Source organism: Corynebacterium sp. HMSC055D05 (assembly GCF_001810365.1).
GTDB classification, from domain to species: Bacteria; Actinomycetota; Actinomycetes; order Mycobacteriales; family Mycobacteriaceae; genus Corynebacterium; species Corynebacterium coyleae.
On the sequence record NZ_KV801028.1, the window covers coordinates 1 to 17,443 of the forward strand.

Consider the following 17,443-nt stretch of genomic DNA (forward strand, 5'->3'; position numbering starts at 1 on the left):
GTTTCACCGTCCACCGGAATCATGACACCCCACGCCCAGTACAGCGGCGGCATCGACCCTCCACATCAAAACCGGTTCACGTGTCAACTCTGGGTGACATACTGACCCCATACGCACTATCGTCTTGGGCAGAGTTCGGTTTTCGCAGGAAGAGTGACAAGGAGGTGGGCCGATGAACTCGCCGCGTGTTTCGGTCACGCCTTCCGTTTTGCAGTGGGCCGCTCGTCGCACGGGTTTGGATGACGATGAGTTGCTCAAGCGTTTTCCAAAATTCGATTCCTGGTTGGAGGGGGACGCACAACCCACGCTGCGTCAGGCACAAGACTTGGCTCGCCGCGCCAAGATTCCGTTCGGGAGGTTGCTGCTTAAGGAGCCTTCGGGAGAAGACACTGGTGTTGCAGATTTCCGGACCGTCAGGAATTCTGCGTTGGGGTCGATGAGCCCAGATCTTCAAGAGGTTGTTCTCAAGTCGCAGCAGCGTCTGGCTTGGTACTCGGACTACGCAAAGGATGAGGGGATCGAACCCCCGGTCTTTTTCGCTTCCGCCTCGAGTTCTCAGCGCCCGCACGACGTCGCGCTGTCCATCCGCGAGCATCTCGGGTTTGATGCAGAAGCCCCATTTCCGGGGGCGGATAAAGTGCGCGCCTTGGTTCTGTCGATGGAAGAAGCAGGGGTGTTGGTAGCGCGAAATTCGATCGTAGAGAGTTCGACGAAGCGTCGTTTGAGCGTCGATGAGTTTCGCGGGTTCACCATTGAAGACGATGGTTTCTGTCTCGTCTTCATCAACACTCGCGATGCAAAGACCGCGCAGTTGTTCAGCCTCGCGCATGAGCTTGGCCACGTTGTGCTCGGAAAACCGGGTGTCTCCGATCATACGGACGGCGTGCAGTTGGAGCGGTGGTGCAACCAGTTTGCTTCTGAGCTCATTGCTCCGGCATCTGCAGTGCAGAAGCTTTTCGACGACACCATGCCGACCAAAGACGAAGTCGAACGACTCGCCCGCCGCTTTGGCCTGAGTAGGGAAGCCATGCTCTGGCGCCTCGAAGAATTGGAGCTCATTGATCAAGAGGAAGCACGTCGCGTACTGCCCTTGGTGAAGCACACTGGAGAGCGAGCGGGGAAGTCCGGTGAGGGGGCGCCGCCGCACCACGTGCTGGTTCGTTCCCGGGTTGGCGGAAGATTCTTTGACACGGTTACGCAAGCGGCGGTGAATGGCCAGATATCGCAACGGGAGGCTGCGCGGTACCTAGGAACCAATTCGAGCGAGTCGTTCGCGAATCTGGTCAATGCACGCCAGGTGCGAGGCCGGGAAGCGGTGTAGTTGATGTATTTGGTGGACACCAACTTCTTGGGCACCCTGGCCAGTGTTTATCCGGATACTGTGTTTCCGACGCTTTGGGAGAAACTTGAAGCTGCGTTGTTCTCCGACGGTGTGTACTTCCATGATGAGGTTGATAAAGAGCTTGCTGTGTGGGGTGCTCCTGAGTACGGCTGGTATCAGAAGAATGTCCGCCAAGAGCAAATAATCTTCCCTGATCAAAAAGAGATCGATTGTTACCAGGAAGTCGTGGAATGGGTAGTGCTGGGGAGGAAGCCCAAGTACCACGAAGCCGCGGTTACGGAGTTTCTCAATGAGGCCGACTCATGGTTGGTGGCATCGGCATATCGCTACGGCGCGACCATCGTTACTAACGAGGCGTCGGCGCCTAACAGCCTAAAGAAGATAAAGATCCCTGACGTGGCTGTGCAGTTCAAGGTGCCCTGTATCAGTGCACTCGAGTTCCTTCAGCGGTTGAATATCAAGATCTAAAACACCCCCACCAAACACTGAAGCCCGGCGAGTTCGGGTTTGCCCCTAAGCTCGCCGGGCGACATATTCACCCCTAAAAACTCAGCGCTACTTTGCCTCGCGACGAGCAAACTCCCGCAACGCCCACTCAACCGCGTCCAAAGGCAGCGAAGAGTCGTAAGCGTCCCGAGCAGCGGTCAGAGCGTCGAGGTACTCCTTGTATTCGTCGGCGGTCCAGTCGGCGTCCTTCGCCAGGCCGGCCAGACGCGCGCGGTTGGAGCAGATGATCGCCGGCGCAGCAGCACCGTCGACACCCGCGACCCCAGCAGCATCCTGCTCACCTGCCAGGAAGTACGCCACGGCGGATGCATACTTCGGTGCCAGGCCGGTTGCGATCAGGGAGGTGTAGGCGTCGATAGGCGACAGCCCGCCAAGCTTGCGGATCGCACCCAGCAACTTGGAAGCGTTGCCCTTGTTGCGCAGAAACGCCTGCATTTGCATGACCTGGTTGGATTGGCCGGCGATGTAGGCGAAGCAGGCGCCGAGGAAGTCGATGATCTGCTCGCGCGCGTAGTCGGAGGAGCGGACATCCGAGGCGAAGGAGAAGACTTCGGCGCGGGTGATGGAGGCGGTGGCGTCGTCGCGGAAGGGCGGTACGCGGCGGAGGTGGTGGGGCCAGCCAGTTTTCCAGCGGATGGGGGAGAAGGTGACGGAGTCTTGTAGCGCGTCTTGGGCGTTGGGTTTGATGGTTTCGAGTGCTTCGGCGATCTGAGTCATGCGCTCCATCATAGAGGCCTTAGACTTCCCACCATGACTGCGACCGTGTTGCTTCTGGATGCCCGTTGGCCCGACATGATCCCGCTCAATCTCGTTGGCCAGATTCGTGGGCGTGTGGAGTTTTCGCCGGAGGTGCCGGTGTCGGTGCGTTGGGCGTTGGATGTCGTAGACGGCGACGGGCATTGGATTGTGACTACGGATCCGAAGTTCGCGGAGCGTTTGCTTGACGACGACTCCACCGCCCTGATCAAAGTCCCTTCCCTCGAGGATCCTGTGTTGCAGGCTGTGGAGACGATGCGTGAGGCGCGTCGCCGGGGTGAGTGGGAGCAGGAGATGACGCACGAAAGCCTCCTGCCGTTTTTGGCGGAGGAGGCTGGTGAGGTCGCCGAGGCGATTCGCGCAAAGGCGCCCGACGCGGAACTCAAGAAGGAACTGTCGGATTTGCTCCTGCAGGTGTTGTTCCATGCGGAGATTGCCGATGAGCGGGGTGCCTTTGGGTTTGGGGATGTGGCGGGGGCGTTCGTCGATAAGATGCGCCGCCGTGCGCCGTATTTGTTCGACGGGTCAGACGGGCCTGTGGATAAGGGGACGCAGGACCGTCTGTGGGTCGAGGGGAAGGCTAGCGAATAGCCGGCAGTGCCGGGATGAGGGTGCGGATGTCCGGCAGGCCTGCCTGGGAGGACATCTGGGAGGAGCCGGCGAAGAGCTGGTCGAACGGGGTGACTGGGTCTGGCTTGACGATGCCGCACTCCAGCGCACGGTCCGCAACCGCACCAACGGTGCTTGCGGAGACGAGGCGCAGGGCTGCGTCGTTGCCCACGGCGGTGTTGAGGTTCATGACCAGCTGGCTGCGGGTGGTGTCCTTGTTCACCATGCGGGTGGCGGTCAGGCCGGTGCGGAGGCTGTCGCAGTTGGCGGTGGCGATGTTGCCGTTGAGCAGGCGGACGAGTTCGAGGGTCTGAGCCTTGGCGGGGGTTGCGGTGCCTGCGAAGCCGGTGACGGCGATGAGGCCTGCTGCGAGTGCTGCGGTGATGCGGCGCATGGGGTGTCCTTTCGGGGAAGTTTGATAGGTCGCAAAGCATCATAACTGTTACAGCTGTGATTGTTGTGGTTTGTGTGAAAATTGTTACTTCTGGCACCGCCTAACCCCCGCACTGCGCCGCAACCGCACCCGGTACACTTTGCGCCCATGATCACACCGCGACGCATTGCTCGCGGCTGTGGCTGCGTGGGCATTCTTGGCGCGGCCATGGCCGTTATTCTTGTCGTCGCGCTTATCGCGTGGCTGCTGTCTGCCTTCAACTTCGACACAACAGAGCCGAAGCAAAAAGCCCCGCTCACGGTCCCACCTGCGACCGCGGAGGCGCCCCCGCGTATCGACGTCCACGCGCCGGGCAGAACCTCCGACCAACTCTTTGACTGGTCGCAAAGCATCGGCGAGGCCACGAACATGTCCGGCCAGGCCGTGCGCGCCTACGCCAACGCTGCGCTGATCGCCGAGGAAGCCTGGCCGCACTGCAACCTGACCTGGAACACGCTTGCCGGCATCGGCTGGGTGGAGACCCGCCACGGCACGTACGGCGGCCGCTTCGATTACTCCAAACTGGACGAGAACGGCTACCCGCAACCGCCCATCATCGGCCCGCAACTGAACGGGGACGGCTTTGCCAAGGTCCCGGACACCGACCATGGTCAGCTGGACGGCGACACGGAGTTCGACCGCGCCGTCGGCCCGATGCAGTTCATTCCAGAGTCTTGGGCGCGCTTTGGTCGCGACGCCAACGGCGATGGAACCCCGAACCCCCAGCAGATCGACGACGCCGCCTTAGGTGCCGCGAACCTCCTGTGCAATTCCGGCGGCACACCCCGCGACCTGGCCACCGAGGAGGGGTGGACCCAGGCCATCTACGCGTATAACCAGTCCAGCGACTATTTCGCTCGTGTGCGCGACGCGGCGGCCAACTATGCCATGAACCAGCCTGCCCACCGGTAGGGCAACGGCTAGACTTGTGGACGGAATTTTTCGCCAAGTCATTTTCCACGCCTATGTCCACGTTAAGGAGAACTCATGGCTGACATCATGCACATCTTTGCTCGCGAGATTCTGGATTCGCGCGGTAACCCGACCGTGGAGGTGGAAGCGCTGTTGTCGGATGGCTCGCATGGCCAGGCTGCGGTGCCGTCGGGTGCGTCGACGGGTGAGCATGAGGCTCACGAGCTTCGCGATGGCGACGACCGCTACGACGGCAAGGGCGTTCTCAAGGCGGTTGAGAACGTCAACGAGACCATCGCGGACGCCCTGATCGCGTTTGAGGCGGACGATCAGCGTCTGATCGACAACACGATGATCGAGCTCGACGGCACCGACAACAAGAAGAACTTGGGCGCGAACGCCTTGCTTGGTGTGTCGATGGCTGTGGCGAAGGCTGCCGCTGAGGCTGCCGAGCTGCCGCTGTTCCGCTACATCGGCGGCCCGAATGCGCACACCCTTCCGGTGCCGATGATGAACATCCTCAACGGTGGTGCACACGCCGACTCTGGCGTGGACGTCCAGGAGTTCATGATCGCCCCGATCGGCGCGGAGACCTTCGCCGAGGCGCTGCGTATGGGCACTGAGGTCTACCACGCGCTGAAGTCCGTGATTAAGTCCAAGGGCCTGTCCACGGGTCTTGGCGACGAGGGCGGTTTCGCCCCGTCCGTCGACTCCACCAAGGCCGCCCTCGACCTGATCGTCGAGGCTATTGAGAAGGCGGGCTACAAGCTTGGTAGCGATGTCGCGCTCGCCCTCGACGTCGCCTCCTCCGAGTTCTACGAAAACGGCACCTACAACTTCGAGGGCGGCAAGCACTCCGCCGAGGAGATGATCCAGGTGTACGCGGACCTGGTGGAGCAGTACCCGATCGTCTCCATCGAGGACCCGCTGGATGAGAACGACTGGGACGGCTACGTCGCCCTGACCGAGAAGCTTGGCGACAAGATCCAGATCGTCGGCGACGACCTCTTTGTCACCAACCCGAAGCGCCTCGCCGAAGGCATCGAGAAGGGCGCCGCGAACGCTCTGCTGGTCAAGGTGAACCAGATCGGTACCCTCACCGAGACCTTCGACGCCGTCGAGCTCGCACACCGCAACGGCTTCCGCACCATGATGTCGCACCGTTCCGGCGAGACCGAGGACACCACCATCGCCGACCTGGCCGTGGCGCTGTCCTGCGGCCAGATCAAGACTGGTGCCCCGGCTCGTTCCGAGCGTGTGGCGAAGTACAACCAGTTGCTGCGCATTGAGCAGGTGCTTGGCGACGCCGCCGTGTACGCCGGCCGCGACGCCTTCCCGCGCTTTAAGAAGTAGGCAGTAGCTCACCGCTACGTCCGGCCCCGCCCGTTTTCGGTGCGGGGCCGCTTCTTTATGTCCAAATCTGACGTTTGTATCGAAACAAACGGACGATTGTATCGCTTTGAATGATACAATCGTCCGCAATCACGGATACAAACGCAAAAGGAGGGGTTGGTGAAGCGTGCAGATGTGTTAGCGACCTTAGAGATGGTCGCCTCCGACCAGTGGGGGATCGTCACCACCGGCCAAGCGGGACGGGAGGGGATTGAACGCCTGCAGCTGTCCCGCCTCGTGGAGCGCGGTGATCTTGACCGAGCGCGGCATGGCGTCTATCTGCTGCCGTCCCATCAGGGTGGACCCCACGATGAGATTCGGGCGGCGTGGCTATCTCTCGAGCCAAAGAAGTTCATCGACGAGCGCTGGGAGGACGAGCAGCCCGTGGTGGTCTCGCACGAGTCGGCTGCTCTCATCCACGGGATCGGCCGTTTGATTCCGCCGAAGTTCACGTTTTCAACCGGCGGCACGAAGCAGACGCGGCAGCAAGGAGTCCGCATCCGCACCCGTCGTGATCTTCCTGAGGAGGACATTGTGTCGGTGGATGGACTGCCGGTGACAAGCGTCACCCGCACCGTTGGTGATTTGGCCGAGGCCAAGATTGAGCGCGGGTACCTCGCAGACCTTGTCGCGGACGCTCTCCGGAAGGAGGGCGTGCGTATCGACGACCTCGCGAGCAAGCTCGCCCCTTCAGCCCGCTACTACGAGGCGAAGTCCGGCAGACAATTGGTCGCCGAGCTAAGCGCTGAAGCGTCCTCTGTGGAAGACAGCGCGGAGTGGCGCAATCGCCTCGCGCTCATTGACCACGCCGTTGAACGCGTATCAATTCACCTGAGCGTATTTAAGGGTCTTGAGGAGAGCCTGGCAATCATCAACGCACGAATCGCTGAACAAATGGAGCCGCTTCGCAAGCAAATGCAGGAACTCGCAAGGCAGGTGGGCAATGGCGACAAGTAGGCGTGAGACGGTCTGGCCGTGAAGTACCACGATTTCGCTCAGGCGACTGCGTTTGCATCGGAAGTGCTCAACCCAACGCTTGCTGGAGAACTCTCCGCAGCCCGGTGGGATCCTGATACGCGAAGTTGGCGATAAACCCGTACGTATTGGGCATCATGTTCCTCTGCCTCACTGTCGAGGCTGCGGCCACCGAGCGCTGGAGCAAGCGTATCGACGACCCCATGACCGCTCCTCTGGCCGCGCCGCAGTCCGCGAAATCCTCAAGCGCATCTAGACTGCTTACCTATGAAGAAGCGCCCGCCACGTCCCCGCAAGTCGCACACGGTGCCAGTCGCGAGTCGCGACGCGGAGCGTGCCCAGCGCGCTGCGGAGCGCGCGCAACGCTCCCGCACGAGGCGGGCGCGCGTGTTTCCAAAGCAGGACATGGCCAGCGTGGTCATCCTGATCAGCGTCGTCCTGCTCGTCCTCCTCGCCATCGCCGCACCCCTTCGGAACTACTACGAGGGCCGCGCTGAGATCGCCCGCGCCCAGGAGTCCATCGAACGCTTGGAGGCACGCAAGCAGGCGCTTGAAAGCGACATTGCCATGTACGAAGACGATGCCTTCATGCGTCAAGAAGCACGCCGCCGCCTGGGCGTGGTGGAAGAGGGGGAGACCGTCTGGCGGATCCTTGATCCGCGCATGTCTGCCCCCGATAACATCACCACCGCTGCCGACGAGATCCCGGACGACCGCGAGTGGTCCGAGGTGCTGTGGGATTCGCTCCGTGACATCCCCACCGAGGAGCTGCCGCCTATCGACGACGGTCCGCCCCCCTCCGCCCCCGAAGCGCCTGCGCCAGAAGAGCCGGCACCCGTGGCGCCGGCGCCTGAGGTTCTGGACTCTGAGGGGCCTGCGCCCGAACCTGGCCGTTGACGGTTCAATCTCTTTCACCATCATTGGGCCACAGAGCGCATAAGGGGTTAGGAACGAAAATGTTTCTTGGCAAGCACAAATCTCATGAAGTCGATACCGACCAAACCACTCCATACGAACCAGCGCGCCACTTAGCTACCGATTGGCGTCCAACCGTCAAATTCATTCTGGAGCTCATTGCAGCTTCGCTCGTTACGGCCGGCACGATTCTCGCTTCGCCTGTTGTTGCTGCTTGGGTGGAAGGGAAAAGCATCTCGGCACGTTCTTTTTGGATCGGTATGGTGCTTTTGATTGTGGGGCTGGTAGTTATCCCAACACTGATCCGTTTTATCCAAGTGCGTGCTAACAAATCAGGTTGTTCGAGCCGATTTGTGGAGCGGATCGACAGTTGTTTACAGGCAATCAACGAGTACCGGTCGGAAGTAGGTCGTGAACCGAGTAAGGGGGCAAGTCAGACGGCCGTCGTTAAGTTGGTGGATATCATTGCGAAGGAGGCCGTGTCGATACTCGGAAACCAAGCTAGGGTCTGTGTTTACCGATACTCCTCGTGCTTCTACGAAGAAAGTCACGGGAAGTCTCAACTAAATTCCCGATTCTATCTAGAAGCAGAAGCTGGAGGCGGTGGGCGTGCACACGCTTCCGCCAGAGACACCTTCACTCATGATGACGCGGCAGGTAGCCAGTTCTTGAAAGTAGTACGTGACGAGGGGACAAGGGTGGTGGTAAACGATGTCAAAAATCCACCAGTTATATTCGGGGCGGTGAAGCCGAATTTTCGAAACGGCTACAACTCATTTGTTGTATCGCCTATCCGAACTCCCAAAGACGGTAATGGGGCCAGGGTCGTCATCGGGGCGATCACTGTTGATTTTCCAAAAAAGAACGCAATTAGCGCCGAAGTTGATAGGATTGTGCATTCCATAACTGAAATGTTCTCGCTAACTTACTTCGATGTTTACGAGAAGGAATTCAGTGGAGCGATGGACTTCCGCGCCTATCAGTCCGACTACCTGGAACTGATACATGACGGCAAAATAGCGCCAGTTGGGAGGTCGAAATAATGACGGCGAACGCACATGACTTTGCACAGGCGATAGTGGCGCGATTAGCGCACGGGCGACAACTCGAAACCGTGAAATTGCAAAAGCTATTGTATTTCATCCAGGGCTGGAGTTTGGCTGTCTGGGGGAAGCCGGCCTTTGACCAGCCAATTGAAGCCTGGCGGTACGGTCCCGTTGTGCCTAGCGTTTATGAACGCCACGCGAACCAGGCATACGTCGATGCTGACTTCGATTTTGGAGGAGACAGCAAAAGGTTGAACAATATAGACCATTCGATTGTAGAGTATGTATTGGCCAACTACGGAGGGACAGCGGCTTTCAAGTTGGCTGATTACACACACATGCATGGGTCTCCGTGGCACGAAGCGACCTACCCGGACGGTTCTCAACGAGCGGTTTACTATGCGGATATCTCTCAGGAATCAATGCGTAGCTACTTCATGAAAGAGGCGGAGAGGATCCGTCTCGGTGGAGACTTTGTTCCAAAATGAGGCATCGAGATATTTGGCGTGTTGAACCACACTGTTGAGTTTGATACCGACTGATGGGCGAAAGATTGACGAGTGGAAGCTCTCACGCCAGTGCAGTAGCCAGCGTATGGGACAATAGTCCGCATGCATACTTCTCCTTCCGATGAACAGCTCGCCGTTGTCGCTGAGCAGCTCGGCCGCACGCCGCGCGGTGTCCTCGCGATTGCCTACACCACCCCGGACAATCAGCCGGCTGTGGTGAAAACGGCGCCAAAACTTGACGACGGCACCCCGTTCCCCACCCTCTACTACCTCACCGATCCGCGTCTTACCGCCGAAGCGTCACGCCTTGAGGTAGCTCAGGTGATGAAGTGGATGGAAACCCGTCTCAACGCTGATACCGCTGAGGGCGAAGCTTTACGACGCGACTACCAGGCCGCCCACGAATACTTCCTCGCAGAGCGCAACGCCATCGAGGATCTCGGCACCGATTTTTCCGGCGGCGGTATGCCGGAGCGAGTGAAGTGCCTCCACGTGCTCATCGCCTACGCGCTCGCAGAAGGACCCGAGCGTGTCCGCTTCGGCACCGAGGCGGTCGCCCTCGCTGCGGAGCACGGCAACCTGCGCGGCACCGCGATTCCGGAGGATTGGCCGACGCTTGAGGATCTCGGCATCACACTTGCTGAAGCAGGGGAGGGGCTGCAGTGACCCGCGTCGCCGCCGTGGACTGCGGCACCAACTCCATCCGTCTGCTTATCCACGACACCGAAACCGGCGAGGTCTCCCGTCGCAACACCATCGTGCGTCTGGGCCAAGGTGTCGACGAGACTGGACAGTTCGCCCCTGAGGCCATCGAACGCACCCGCGTAGCACTCGCGGACTATGTCGACGAAATGCAGCGCGAGAACGTCACCCGCGTACGCATGGTGGCTACCTCCGCTACTCGCGACGCGGGCAACCGCGAGGATTTCTTCGCCATGACCCGAGAACTCCTGGGCAAGATCCAGCCCGGCGCAGAAGCCGAAGTGATCTCTGGCGAGGAAGAAGCGGCCCTGTCGTTTGCTGGCGCTACGGCAGACCTTGACCAGGAACGCGGGCCGTTCTGCGTGATTGACCTCGGCGGCGGATCCACCGAGTTCGTCATGCAGACCGCTGACCAACTGTACGCGGTTTCCACCCAGATGGGGTGCGTGCGCATCACTGAGCGCTTCATGCCTACCGATCCGCCCACGGTAGAAGAAACCGCTGCCGCCCGCGAGTACATCGCTGACCGAATCGCCGAGGCTTCAAAGGTGGTGCCGTTTGCCCAGGCACGTACCTTCGTCGGCTGTGCCGGTACGTTCACAACGCTCTCCGCACTCGCTCAGAAACTCGATTCCTACGATCCGGAACGGATCCACATGTCGGAGATTTCCTTCGACCGTATTCGCAAGGTCGCAGAAGACCTTCGAAACAAAACTGCGGAGGAGCGCCGGACCAATCCCGTGGTACACCCAGAGCGAGCCGACGTCATTGCAGCAGGTTCGGTTGTTGTCGCAGAACTGATTGATTTCTTCGAACGCGAAGCAAACGCGAGACGAATTGTCATCAGTGAGAAAGACATTCTTGATGGCCTTCTTCAAAAGGACCTCCCCAAATCTCGCCAGTGTTAAATGACACATTGCCTACCCTGGCTTGTGTGAAGGAAAAATGTTAATAGCAGATGGCCGATAGTGTGTCGGAAAGATTCGAACGAGATCGATTAACGAATAATTTCGTGAGGATTTATATAAAATGATTTCTGGTTTAGCCTGGGATATACAACAATTAACTACATCGTGGAGCGCTGTAGAGCGTCCATCGCCTAGCAATCTGCATCACAGGTCATGATTCGTAGTTTTCTGTCAGACTGACGAATAAGGTGAAGGTTAAAATTCTGTTAATGCCAAAGGGCAGTGACAATTTTAGAAACGCGCACGGATGATTTTCCGTCGGCGAATACACGCGCAGTTTTACTGGATGACAAGTTTACGCTGGGAGTAAAAAGTCACTGGAGGGAGTAATCGAGTGGGCATCTTCTTTGACAGCGCGCTTGGCTCTGTAAGCGCGGTTTATCCCAATTTAATACAATGGCGGATATCTCGTGGCAGTGGCAGATAATGTATACGGTGTTAGCGACCATGCTCCTGAAGTCTTTATAGTTGTGTAAACTAATTATTACGCAGTCAAAAGGAAAATGGATCTCTTTTCTGTGGCTATCCGGCAACAAAGTGCCGAAAGTTGGATGTCTTTTATGAATTAGCTAGCATTTTCAAACAGACTTGACAATTTGGAACAAGCGGTGGAACGAAATGCGCAACCTAGCGGAAAAGAAACGAGCAAATATGCGACCAAGGTCGGCGCGGGAAAATGAGCTTCTTTTTAGCGTTATTATTCCAGTTTATGGAACCGAAGCCTTTGTGGGTGAAACCTTAGACAGTGTTCTCAACCAGGATCCGGATATTTTGGCTAGGTCCGAGGTGCTCATTATTGATGATGGGAGTCCTGACAACGCTCTAGATATTTGCCTTCGGTATGAGAAGCAGTATCCTCGTCTTATAAAGGTAATCCAGCAGCCTAACCAGGGTGTGTCGATAGCCCGAAACAATGGCATCGAAATTGCTGAAGGTAAGTATATAGCGCTCTTGGATTCAGATGATACTTGGTCGGACAATGTTTTGTCCGATGTTCTCGACTTTTTCGAGCACAACTCGCAAGAAGTTGATGTAGTAGCAATCCCGATGTATTTTTTTGATGCTACAGTCGGCGAACACCCTTTAAACTTTAAATTTAATAGTGGCACCCGCGTTATCGATACGCGGCGAGAGTTCGATGCGATTCACTTGCATGCCCCAGCCACTTTCTTGACTAGAGAATCGATCGAAAGTACAGGATTGCGCTTCGACGCTACTCGAAAATACTCCGAAGATAAGCTATTCCTCACTCGCCTCATTCAGTCGAAGCAAAAATACGGTGTGGTCTCCACAGCGCACTTGAACTATCGTCGGCGAGCTGATCAATCCTCAGCTATTCAAGGATCTCAAGCAAATCCACTTTGGTATTGGGACACGTTGTGGAACGTAGACGCCTGTCTTTTCTATCTCACCGCGGTAAATGGTGTTGTTCCGAAATATGTGCAGTATGTCGTGGCGTACGACTTGCAATGGAGGATTAAGCAGTCTGCGCAATCTGTGTTGTCGGCGGATGAGGAGGAGAGATATAAACGGCTGTTTAGGTCTCTGCTCACTTATATTGATGTCGATGTAATTATGGCGCTCCGCAATATCTTTGCGGAGCACAAGATTCACATGCTCAGGCTCAAGTATGGGGATGATCCCCTTGCCAACGCGGAGCAGCGGGGGAACGGTTTTTTCTATCGTGGCACGAGAATTGCGAGCTATAATGAAGGCGCAAAGATCTGCACTATTCACCTCTGCGAGCTAGAGGGGAACATTCTACGGCTCGAAGGGTATCATTTTGGAATGCCTTTCGAGGGCGTTGAGTACGGATTTGTAAAAAATGGCTCTTTCTTACCTTCTGAACGGATCCAAGATGACAGGCCCAACGTGGAGTTCCTGGGAGATCTAGTTCTTGACCGGATCGTCTACAAGTTTGAAACCAAAATCGAAGTCGGGGATCGTATCTGGCCCGCCGTGCGCTTGCCTGATGGAGAGGTGATTAAGGGCAAGCTTTTCAATAAGGAGAAGTCTCGAATTCCGAATGGTATCTCTACCTACTGGGCAGCGGATGCGTTCGTTATTCAGAATATTCGGAACGACGCCCTGAAAGTGTTGAGTAACTCCTCAGTTCAGAGAATCAAGAGAGAGTTATCTTTCTGGCGGTTGACGGTGAGAAGTAAAACCAATTCGCCAAAGACCATGAAGAAGAGTTCAGTATTTGCACTCCGCGCATTGGCGAGTATTTACGCCCTTTTTAAGAAAAGGGAACTGTGGATCATATCGGATCGTCTTTCAAGTGGTGGTGATAATGGCGAAGCCCTCTTTGCTCATCTGTGCGCCATTTCATATCGCAAATCCAACATTTATTTCATGGTCTCGGACAAATCCGGCGACTATAAAAGACTGAGCAAGATTGGAAAAGTGCTGAAGCCGGGGAGCATCAAACATAAGATCTTGATGCTCAATGCTGACAAAGTACTCTCCTCGCATGCGGATGACTTTATAATTAATCCTTTCAAGGAAGATAGAAACCTCTTCCTAGATAGGCTCACATTTGATTTCGTTTTCTTAGCTCACGGCATTACTGTCCATGACCAGTCAACTTGGCTGAATCGTTTTGCCAAGGATATTAAGGTGTTCGTAACAAGCTCAGAGGCTGAGCGACAGAGCATTTTAGATAGGGACTATGGCTATTCGGGTAAAGAAGTCGTACTCACTGGTTTTCCACGATATGACCGTATTGACGATGCTGCCGAAAAGTTAATCATGGTTGCCCCAACATGGAGGCAAAACCTAACTGGAGATGCGGACCCAATCACTGGCGAGCGTGGGTACAACCCTCACTTCACTCAAAGTGATTATTATGACTTCTACCAGCAATTGATCTTTGATCCTCGTCTTAACAAGGCAATGGAAGAGTATGGTTACAGAGCTGAACTAGTTTTGCATCCTAGTTTTTACGCACAGGCTATAGACTTTGAAGGAACGGACCGTTTTCGAGTAGCGGCTCCACCCAATGACTATCGAGACTATTTTGCACGGTCGTCAATCATGGTCACAGACTATTCGTCTGTAGCGTTTGACTTCGCATACTTGAGGAAGCCCGTCGTCTACAGTCAATTTGACCAACAAGCCTTTTATCAAAATCATCTATGGAAGAAGAGTTACTTCTCATTTGAACAAAATGGTTTTGGGCCGGTTACTTATGATCTTGCGTCTACAGTTGACGCTTTAATCGACTTGATGAAATCCGAAAGCGCCCTAGACAACGTGTATCGAAAACGAGTCGATGATTTCTTTGCTTTTGACGATAAGGCTAACAGTGAACGTGTGCTAAGAGCTGTGGAGGCACTCTAGGAGAATATCCCCACATATTCGGGGAAAAACTAGGCAAAAATATGACGCTGTAGAGGGCCTGTCGTAGACGCTGCATGTCGACTAATACAATCATGACCAGCCTTATGGAGAAGTTTGGACACTGATAATAATGGAATGAGCTTCGTTTTTAACCGCATTAATTTGTGTACTACCCGAAAATACTCGCAGCTCTGATTCTCCCTGTCCCTGTTGTTTGATGGGCGTTCTACAATCGATCGATCGGAGACTGTCGGCCAATGTTGAGTGTCAACGTGGGAACGTCTCGTTGTTGGTAGTAAACTGTCAGCCGGGTTAGGGTGTCGAATGGCCTAGTTGAATGTTTTTGGGGATTTCCTACTAATGTCCCGCTTAGCCAAAAGTTTGCGATTGAGTCTTGCTTCTGAATTGGGCCCTTCATCCCCAGTCCAAGTCAAACAGGCAGGTCTGCTGCGACGGAGCTTTGAAATCTGTACCGTGTGCACACCCAACTGGGTTATGCTAGCGGGCCAAATATTCTTGGATGATCCTGTAGGTATCTCTTGAGTAGCAATCGGAATCGTTAAATGACGGGTACGAATTTAACTCTGCTCCGTGGTCTAACCATCCTCTGACAGCGGCTTCACTATCCAGCACGGGGATTTCTTGGATGGAGCTCTCCTCCGTTATTATTTTCCCTCTGTTTTGGAAGATAAATGCGACCTTCTTTCGTAAAAAGAGTGCGTCGAACATTGCAGAGGTGTAATCGGTTAGGAAAGCATCAGTCTGGGAAATAGCGCGTTGAAAATCATCTACTCGAGGATCTAGAATTTGAAACTTCTTCGCGACGATGGCTCCAGTTTGCCGGGCGATCGAAGGGTGGAGCACGAGCGCGACGTTATAGGTGTCAGCCAGATTTTCCGCTAGGGCAAACCAGTTGTCATATATGCTATCGGGAAACCATGTTGGCATCAGGATGACATCGATCTTTTTGTCAAATGGTAGAGAGGCGTCGAGCTGCCTGAGTCGATCCCATCTAGGCATTCCCACCAGCTTTACCCTGTCATTCGCTATCGCGAAAGGTGAATCCGGAGCAGTCAATAGTTGATATTCTGCGAAAGTGCTTGTGAATATTAAGTCTATATTGATTCTGTTTAGCCAATTGCTTATATTTTTGATATTTTTATTATAAATAACACCGTGTTGGAGAAAAATAAACGGGGCATTATTATGGCCATACAAATAATGGGGCGCCAACTGGCGTGATTCCACAACCGCATCCGAAGAAATTACTGCTCGTGCGGATAGGTACGCCAGTTTTGCGCGAACGCTGCCGTAGGGGAGTGGTTTTATCTTTTCGTCACGTAGACGCGCCCAACTTGGTGAGGATTTAGACAAAACAAAAAAGGTTTTTTCGTCTGTGTTTTCTGTTACCCAGCGAAATAGATGTTCCGCATTATCGCCGGCCCCTTCAGCACGATCGATGAAGACAAGTGCGTCCTGGTATCTGTTAATATACGGAGAAATTAACTTAATAACTGTGGCCTGAATACGTGCGGTCTTCTTTATTATGTGGCGCGCGCGTCTTCCTATAGCGTTTTTTAGATTCGCACCAAAACTGTCGCCGGTAACTAGTCTTCGGATGCGCATCCGGCTAAGCCAGCAGAGCGGGTTTCCGGCCATCTGCGAAGTCGGAGTTTTGTTACGTTGTGCTGGGCTCGACAATGCCCCAAAGAAGATTTGATTATATTCTCCAACTACCTGTGACCCCCAGTAGAGGCTATCCCATGCATTAGAAACTGTAAGCGGTACGTTGCGGCACGGATGGCTTCTGTGTGGTAGCAGGGCAAAAACGGCTTCCAGATTTTCTAAAAATTTGGACCTCAGGTGAGGGTGGCTCTGAATCCATTGGGTGCGAGGTCGGTTAGCCAGTTCCTCAGTGAAATACCAGGAAATATCGTAGAGGATGGTGTTACCGAGCCAAAGCGGGACATCATCTTCGCATTCTTCCAGCAAGGGAAGATATCCGTAAACAATTTGGTCATCATACCTTTCGCCCTTCCGCCAACTACTCTGAACAAGCGAATTTTTCTCGGGTCTGGAGCGATAAAAGTAAAAAGCGTTTGATATTTCCCCTACTAAGGGAGGATTGTTTGTATCACGAGAGACCTTAAGCAGGTATCGCGCGATGAGATTGCCATCTTCAAAGGTTGGCTGAACGCGTGGATCGTAAAGAAGGGAGTGCGATTGCATGAATTTTCGGTCAAGAAAGGCAGTTGCGCCGAGCTGAATATGGTTTGGGCGGGAGTCGAGGTCAATTACGCGATCTCCGTCTCGATATTTGAAAGCCAGAGGTAAAGAATCTGCGACTTCACCGGTTAAGCCATTAACGCGGAGTGGTCGCGTAGTGTACATAGCACAGTTCGGAGATCTGTCTATAAAGTCATTAACGCGTTCTAGATAATTGGCGTGAATGAAATCGTCGCTATCGATAGTCGATATCCAGTCTCCTTGGCAGAATCGTAGTGCCTCGTTGCGTGCGGCCGCGGGGCCGAGATTTACATTGCTGTGGACGAGGGTTACGTTTGTCCGGGTTTGAACCCAGTCCGATAAAACTGACAAGCTGGAGTCGGTCGATGCATCGTCAACAAAAACGATTTGAAAGTTAGTAAAGGTTTGAGACGCCAAAGAAGCTAAAAGTGCAGGCAAAAAGTGGGCTGTGTTTCGTACACAAACGATTACGCTAAATTGATAATTCCGACCAGCAGTATGCTTAATAACCTCAAGTTTGGGGGTAGTGATTTCCTGCCTAGTGTCGAGAATGGCGGCCAACATCCTTTTTTCGCCGTAAGTGATATTCAGTTCCGCTTGATCGAGTGTGTCCAACTCATGGTCGCGGTAGCTGCAGTACTGAGCTAATTCGAAAAACTCATCTGTCGTAGCAAGTCTTTCAAGACTCTTAGTTAATCCTTTCTTGTACGCGGCGCGGACAGTGGAGCGAAGTTCGTTTAAAGAAGTAGCATTCATGTTAATAATCTTGCCGTGTAATGATTCCGATT

Annotated in this window: 15 protein-coding genes; 12 read left to right on the plus strand and 3 right to left on the minus strand. The window is 54.8% G+C overall.

Translation table 11 applies throughout. From position 1 onward, the window contains the following. Window positions 1-235 precede the first annotated feature (235 nt). Entirely contained in the window at window positions 236-1,321 is a 1,086-nt protein-coding gene (locus HMPREF2734_RS01210) for an ImmA/IrrE family metallo-endopeptidase (RefSeq protein WP_246816752.1), read from the plus strand. A gap of 3 nt (window positions 1,322-1,324) precedes the next feature. Then, window positions 1,325-1,810, plus strand: coding sequence for a DUF4411 family protein (locus HMPREF2734_RS01215; RefSeq protein WP_070568520.1), 486 nt, complete (start codon window positions 1,325-1,327; stop codon window positions 1,808-1,810). Window positions 1,811-1,897: 87 nt separating this feature from the next. Here the strand turns inward: HMPREF2734_RS01215 and HMPREF2734_RS01220 are convergent, their stop codons facing one another. After that, complete coding sequence (locus HMPREF2734_RS01220) at window positions 1,898-2,566, minus strand: 8-oxoguanine DNA glycosylase OGG fold protein (RefSeq protein WP_070568575.1); 669 nt, start codon at window positions 2,564-2,566, stop codon at window positions 1,898-1,900. Window positions 2,567-2,599: 33 nt separating this feature from the next. On the opposite strand from HMPREF2734_RS01220, the gene HMPREF2734_RS01225 reads away from it, so the two are divergent. Continuing rightward, complete coding sequence (locus HMPREF2734_RS01225) at window positions 2,600-3,196, plus strand: MazG nucleotide pyrophosphohydrolase domain-containing protein (RefSeq protein WP_070568523.1); 597 nt, start codon at window positions 2,600-2,602, stop codon at window positions 3,194-3,196. Here the strand turns inward: HMPREF2734_RS01225 and HMPREF2734_RS01230 are convergent. Beyond that, window positions 3,186-3,608 (minus strand): hypothetical protein, encoded by a 423-nt coding sequence (locus tag HMPREF2734_RS01230; RefSeq protein WP_070568526.1) that lies wholly within the window; start codon window positions 3,606-3,608, stop codon window positions 3,186-3,188. The two genes, HMPREF2734_RS01225 and HMPREF2734_RS01230, sit on opposite strands and share 11 nt — an antisense overlap. Before the next feature lie 147 nt (window positions 3,609-3,755). Here HMPREF2734_RS01230 and HMPREF2734_RS01235 point away from each other — a divergent pair, with 147 nt between their 5' ends. The 9 genes from HMPREF2734_RS01235 to HMPREF2734_RS01275 all read left to right on the plus strand — a co-directional run bounded on the left by HMPREF2734_RS01235 (window position 3,756) and on the right by HMPREF2734_RS01275 (window position 14,408). Then, entirely contained in the window at window positions 3,756-4,559 is an 804-nt protein-coding gene (locus HMPREF2734_RS01235) for a lytic transglycosylase domain-containing protein (protein WP_070568528.1), read from the plus strand. A gap of 75 nt (window positions 4,560-4,634) precedes the next feature. Beyond that, entirely contained in the window at window positions 4,635-5,912 is a 1,278-nt protein-coding gene (gene eno, locus HMPREF2734_RS01240; protein ID WP_070568530.1) for a phosphopyruvate hydratase, read from the plus strand. Between the two features lie 159 nt (window positions 5,913-6,071). Further along, window positions 6,072-6,908, plus strand: a complete 837-nt coding sequence (locus tag HMPREF2734_RS01245; protein ID WP_070568533.1) for a type IV toxin-antitoxin system AbiEi family antitoxin domain-containing protein — start codon at window positions 6,072-6,074, stop codon at window positions 6,906-6,908. 285 nt (window positions 6,909-7,193) lie between these two features. Beyond that, complete coding sequence (locus tag HMPREF2734_RS01250; protein ID WP_070568536.1) at window positions 7,194-7,823, plus strand: septum formation initiator family protein; 630 nt, start codon at window positions 7,194-7,196, stop codon at window positions 7,821-7,823. A gap of 59 nt (window positions 7,824-7,882) precedes the next feature. Beyond that, entirely contained in the window at window positions 7,883-8,884 is a 1,002-nt protein-coding gene (locus HMPREF2734_RS01255; protein ID WP_070568539.1) for a hypothetical protein, read from the plus strand. Further along, window positions 8,884-9,375: a Panacea domain-containing protein gene (locus HMPREF2734_RS01260; protein WP_070568542.1), complete on the plus strand. Its 492-nt coding sequence runs from the start codon at window positions 8,884-8,886 to the stop codon at window positions 9,373-9,375. Before HMPREF2734_RS01255 ends, HMPREF2734_RS01260 begins: the two co-directional genes overlap by 1 nt. Before the next feature lie 123 nt (window positions 9,376-9,498). Continuing rightward, complete coding sequence (locus tag HMPREF2734_RS01265; protein ID WP_070568544.1) at window positions 9,499-10,062, plus strand: DUF501 domain-containing protein; 564 nt, start codon at window positions 9,499-9,501, stop codon at window positions 10,060-10,062. Beyond that, window positions 10,059-11,006 carry a Ppx/GppA phosphatase family protein gene (locus HMPREF2734_RS01270; protein ID WP_070568547.1) on the plus strand — a complete coding sequence of 316 codons (948 nt, stop codon included), beginning with the start codon at window positions 10,059-10,061 and terminating at the stop codon, window positions 11,004-11,006. The genes HMPREF2734_RS01265 and HMPREF2734_RS01270 overlap by 4 nt, the downstream gene beginning before the upstream one ends. A gap of 648 nt (window positions 11,007-11,654) precedes the next feature. Continuing rightward, window positions 11,655-14,408, plus strand: a complete 2,754-nt coding sequence (locus HMPREF2734_RS01275; RefSeq protein ID WP_141750390.1) for a CDP-glycerol:glycerophosphate glycerophosphotransferase — start codon at window positions 11,655-11,657, stop codon at window positions 14,406-14,408. Window positions 14,409-14,906: 498 nt separating this feature from the next. On the opposite strand, the gene HMPREF2734_RS11455 is transcribed toward HMPREF2734_RS01275, so the two are convergent. Next, window positions 14,907-17,411, minus strand: a complete 2,505-nt coding sequence (locus HMPREF2734_RS11455) for a bifunctional glycosyltransferase/CDP-glycerol:glycerophosphate glycerophosphotransferase (RefSeq protein ID WP_083308011.1) — start codon at window positions 17,409-17,411, stop codon at window positions 14,907-14,909. Between the last annotated feature and the right edge of the window lie 32 nt (window positions 17,412-17,443).

What these genes read in the sequence shown, in the direction of transcription:
- HMPREF2734_RS01215 (WP_070568520.1), top strand. Translation starts at nt 1,325, where the DNA reads ATGTATTTGGTGGACACCAACTTCTTGGGCACCCTGGCCAGTGTTTAT.
- HMPREF2734_RS01220 (WP_070568575.1), bottom strand. Translation starts at nt 2,566, where the DNA reads ATGACTCAGATCGCCGAAGCACTCGAAACCATCAAACCCAACGCCCAA.
- HMPREF2734_RS01225 (WP_070568523.1), top strand. Translation starts at nt 2,600, where the DNA reads ATGACTGCGACCGTGTTGCTTCTGGATGCCCGTTGGCCCGACATGATC.
- HMPREF2734_RS01230 (WP_070568526.1), bottom strand. Translation starts at nt 3,608, where the DNA reads ATGCGCCGCATCACCGCAGCACTCGCAGCAGGCCTCATCGCCGTCACC.
- HMPREF2734_RS01235 (WP_070568528.1), top strand. Translation starts at nt 3,756, where the DNA reads ATGATCACACCGCGACGCATTGCTCGCGGCTGTGGCTGCGTGGGCATT.
- eno (WP_070568530.1), top strand. Translation starts at nt 4,635, where the DNA reads ATGGCTGACATCATGCACATCTTTGCTCGCGAGATTCTGGATTCGCGC.
- HMPREF2734_RS01250 (WP_070568536.1), top strand. Translation starts at nt 7,194, where the DNA reads ATGAAGAAGCGCCCGCCACGTCCCCGCAAGTCGCACACGGTGCCAGTC.
- HMPREF2734_RS01255 (WP_070568539.1), top strand. Translation starts at nt 7,883, where the DNA reads ATGTTTCTTGGCAAGCACAAATCTCATGAAGTCGATACCGACCAAACC.
- HMPREF2734_RS01260 (WP_070568542.1), top strand. Translation starts at nt 8,884, where the DNA reads ATGACGGCGAACGCACATGACTTTGCACAGGCGATAGTGGCGCGATTA.
- HMPREF2734_RS01265 (WP_070568544.1), top strand. Translation starts at nt 9,499, where the DNA reads ATGCATACTTCTCCTTCCGATGAACAGCTCGCCGTTGTCGCTGAGCAG.
- HMPREF2734_RS11455 (WP_083308011.1), bottom strand. Translation starts at nt 17,411, where the DNA reads ATGAATGCTACTTCTTTAAACGAACTTCGCTCCACTGTCCGCGCCGCG.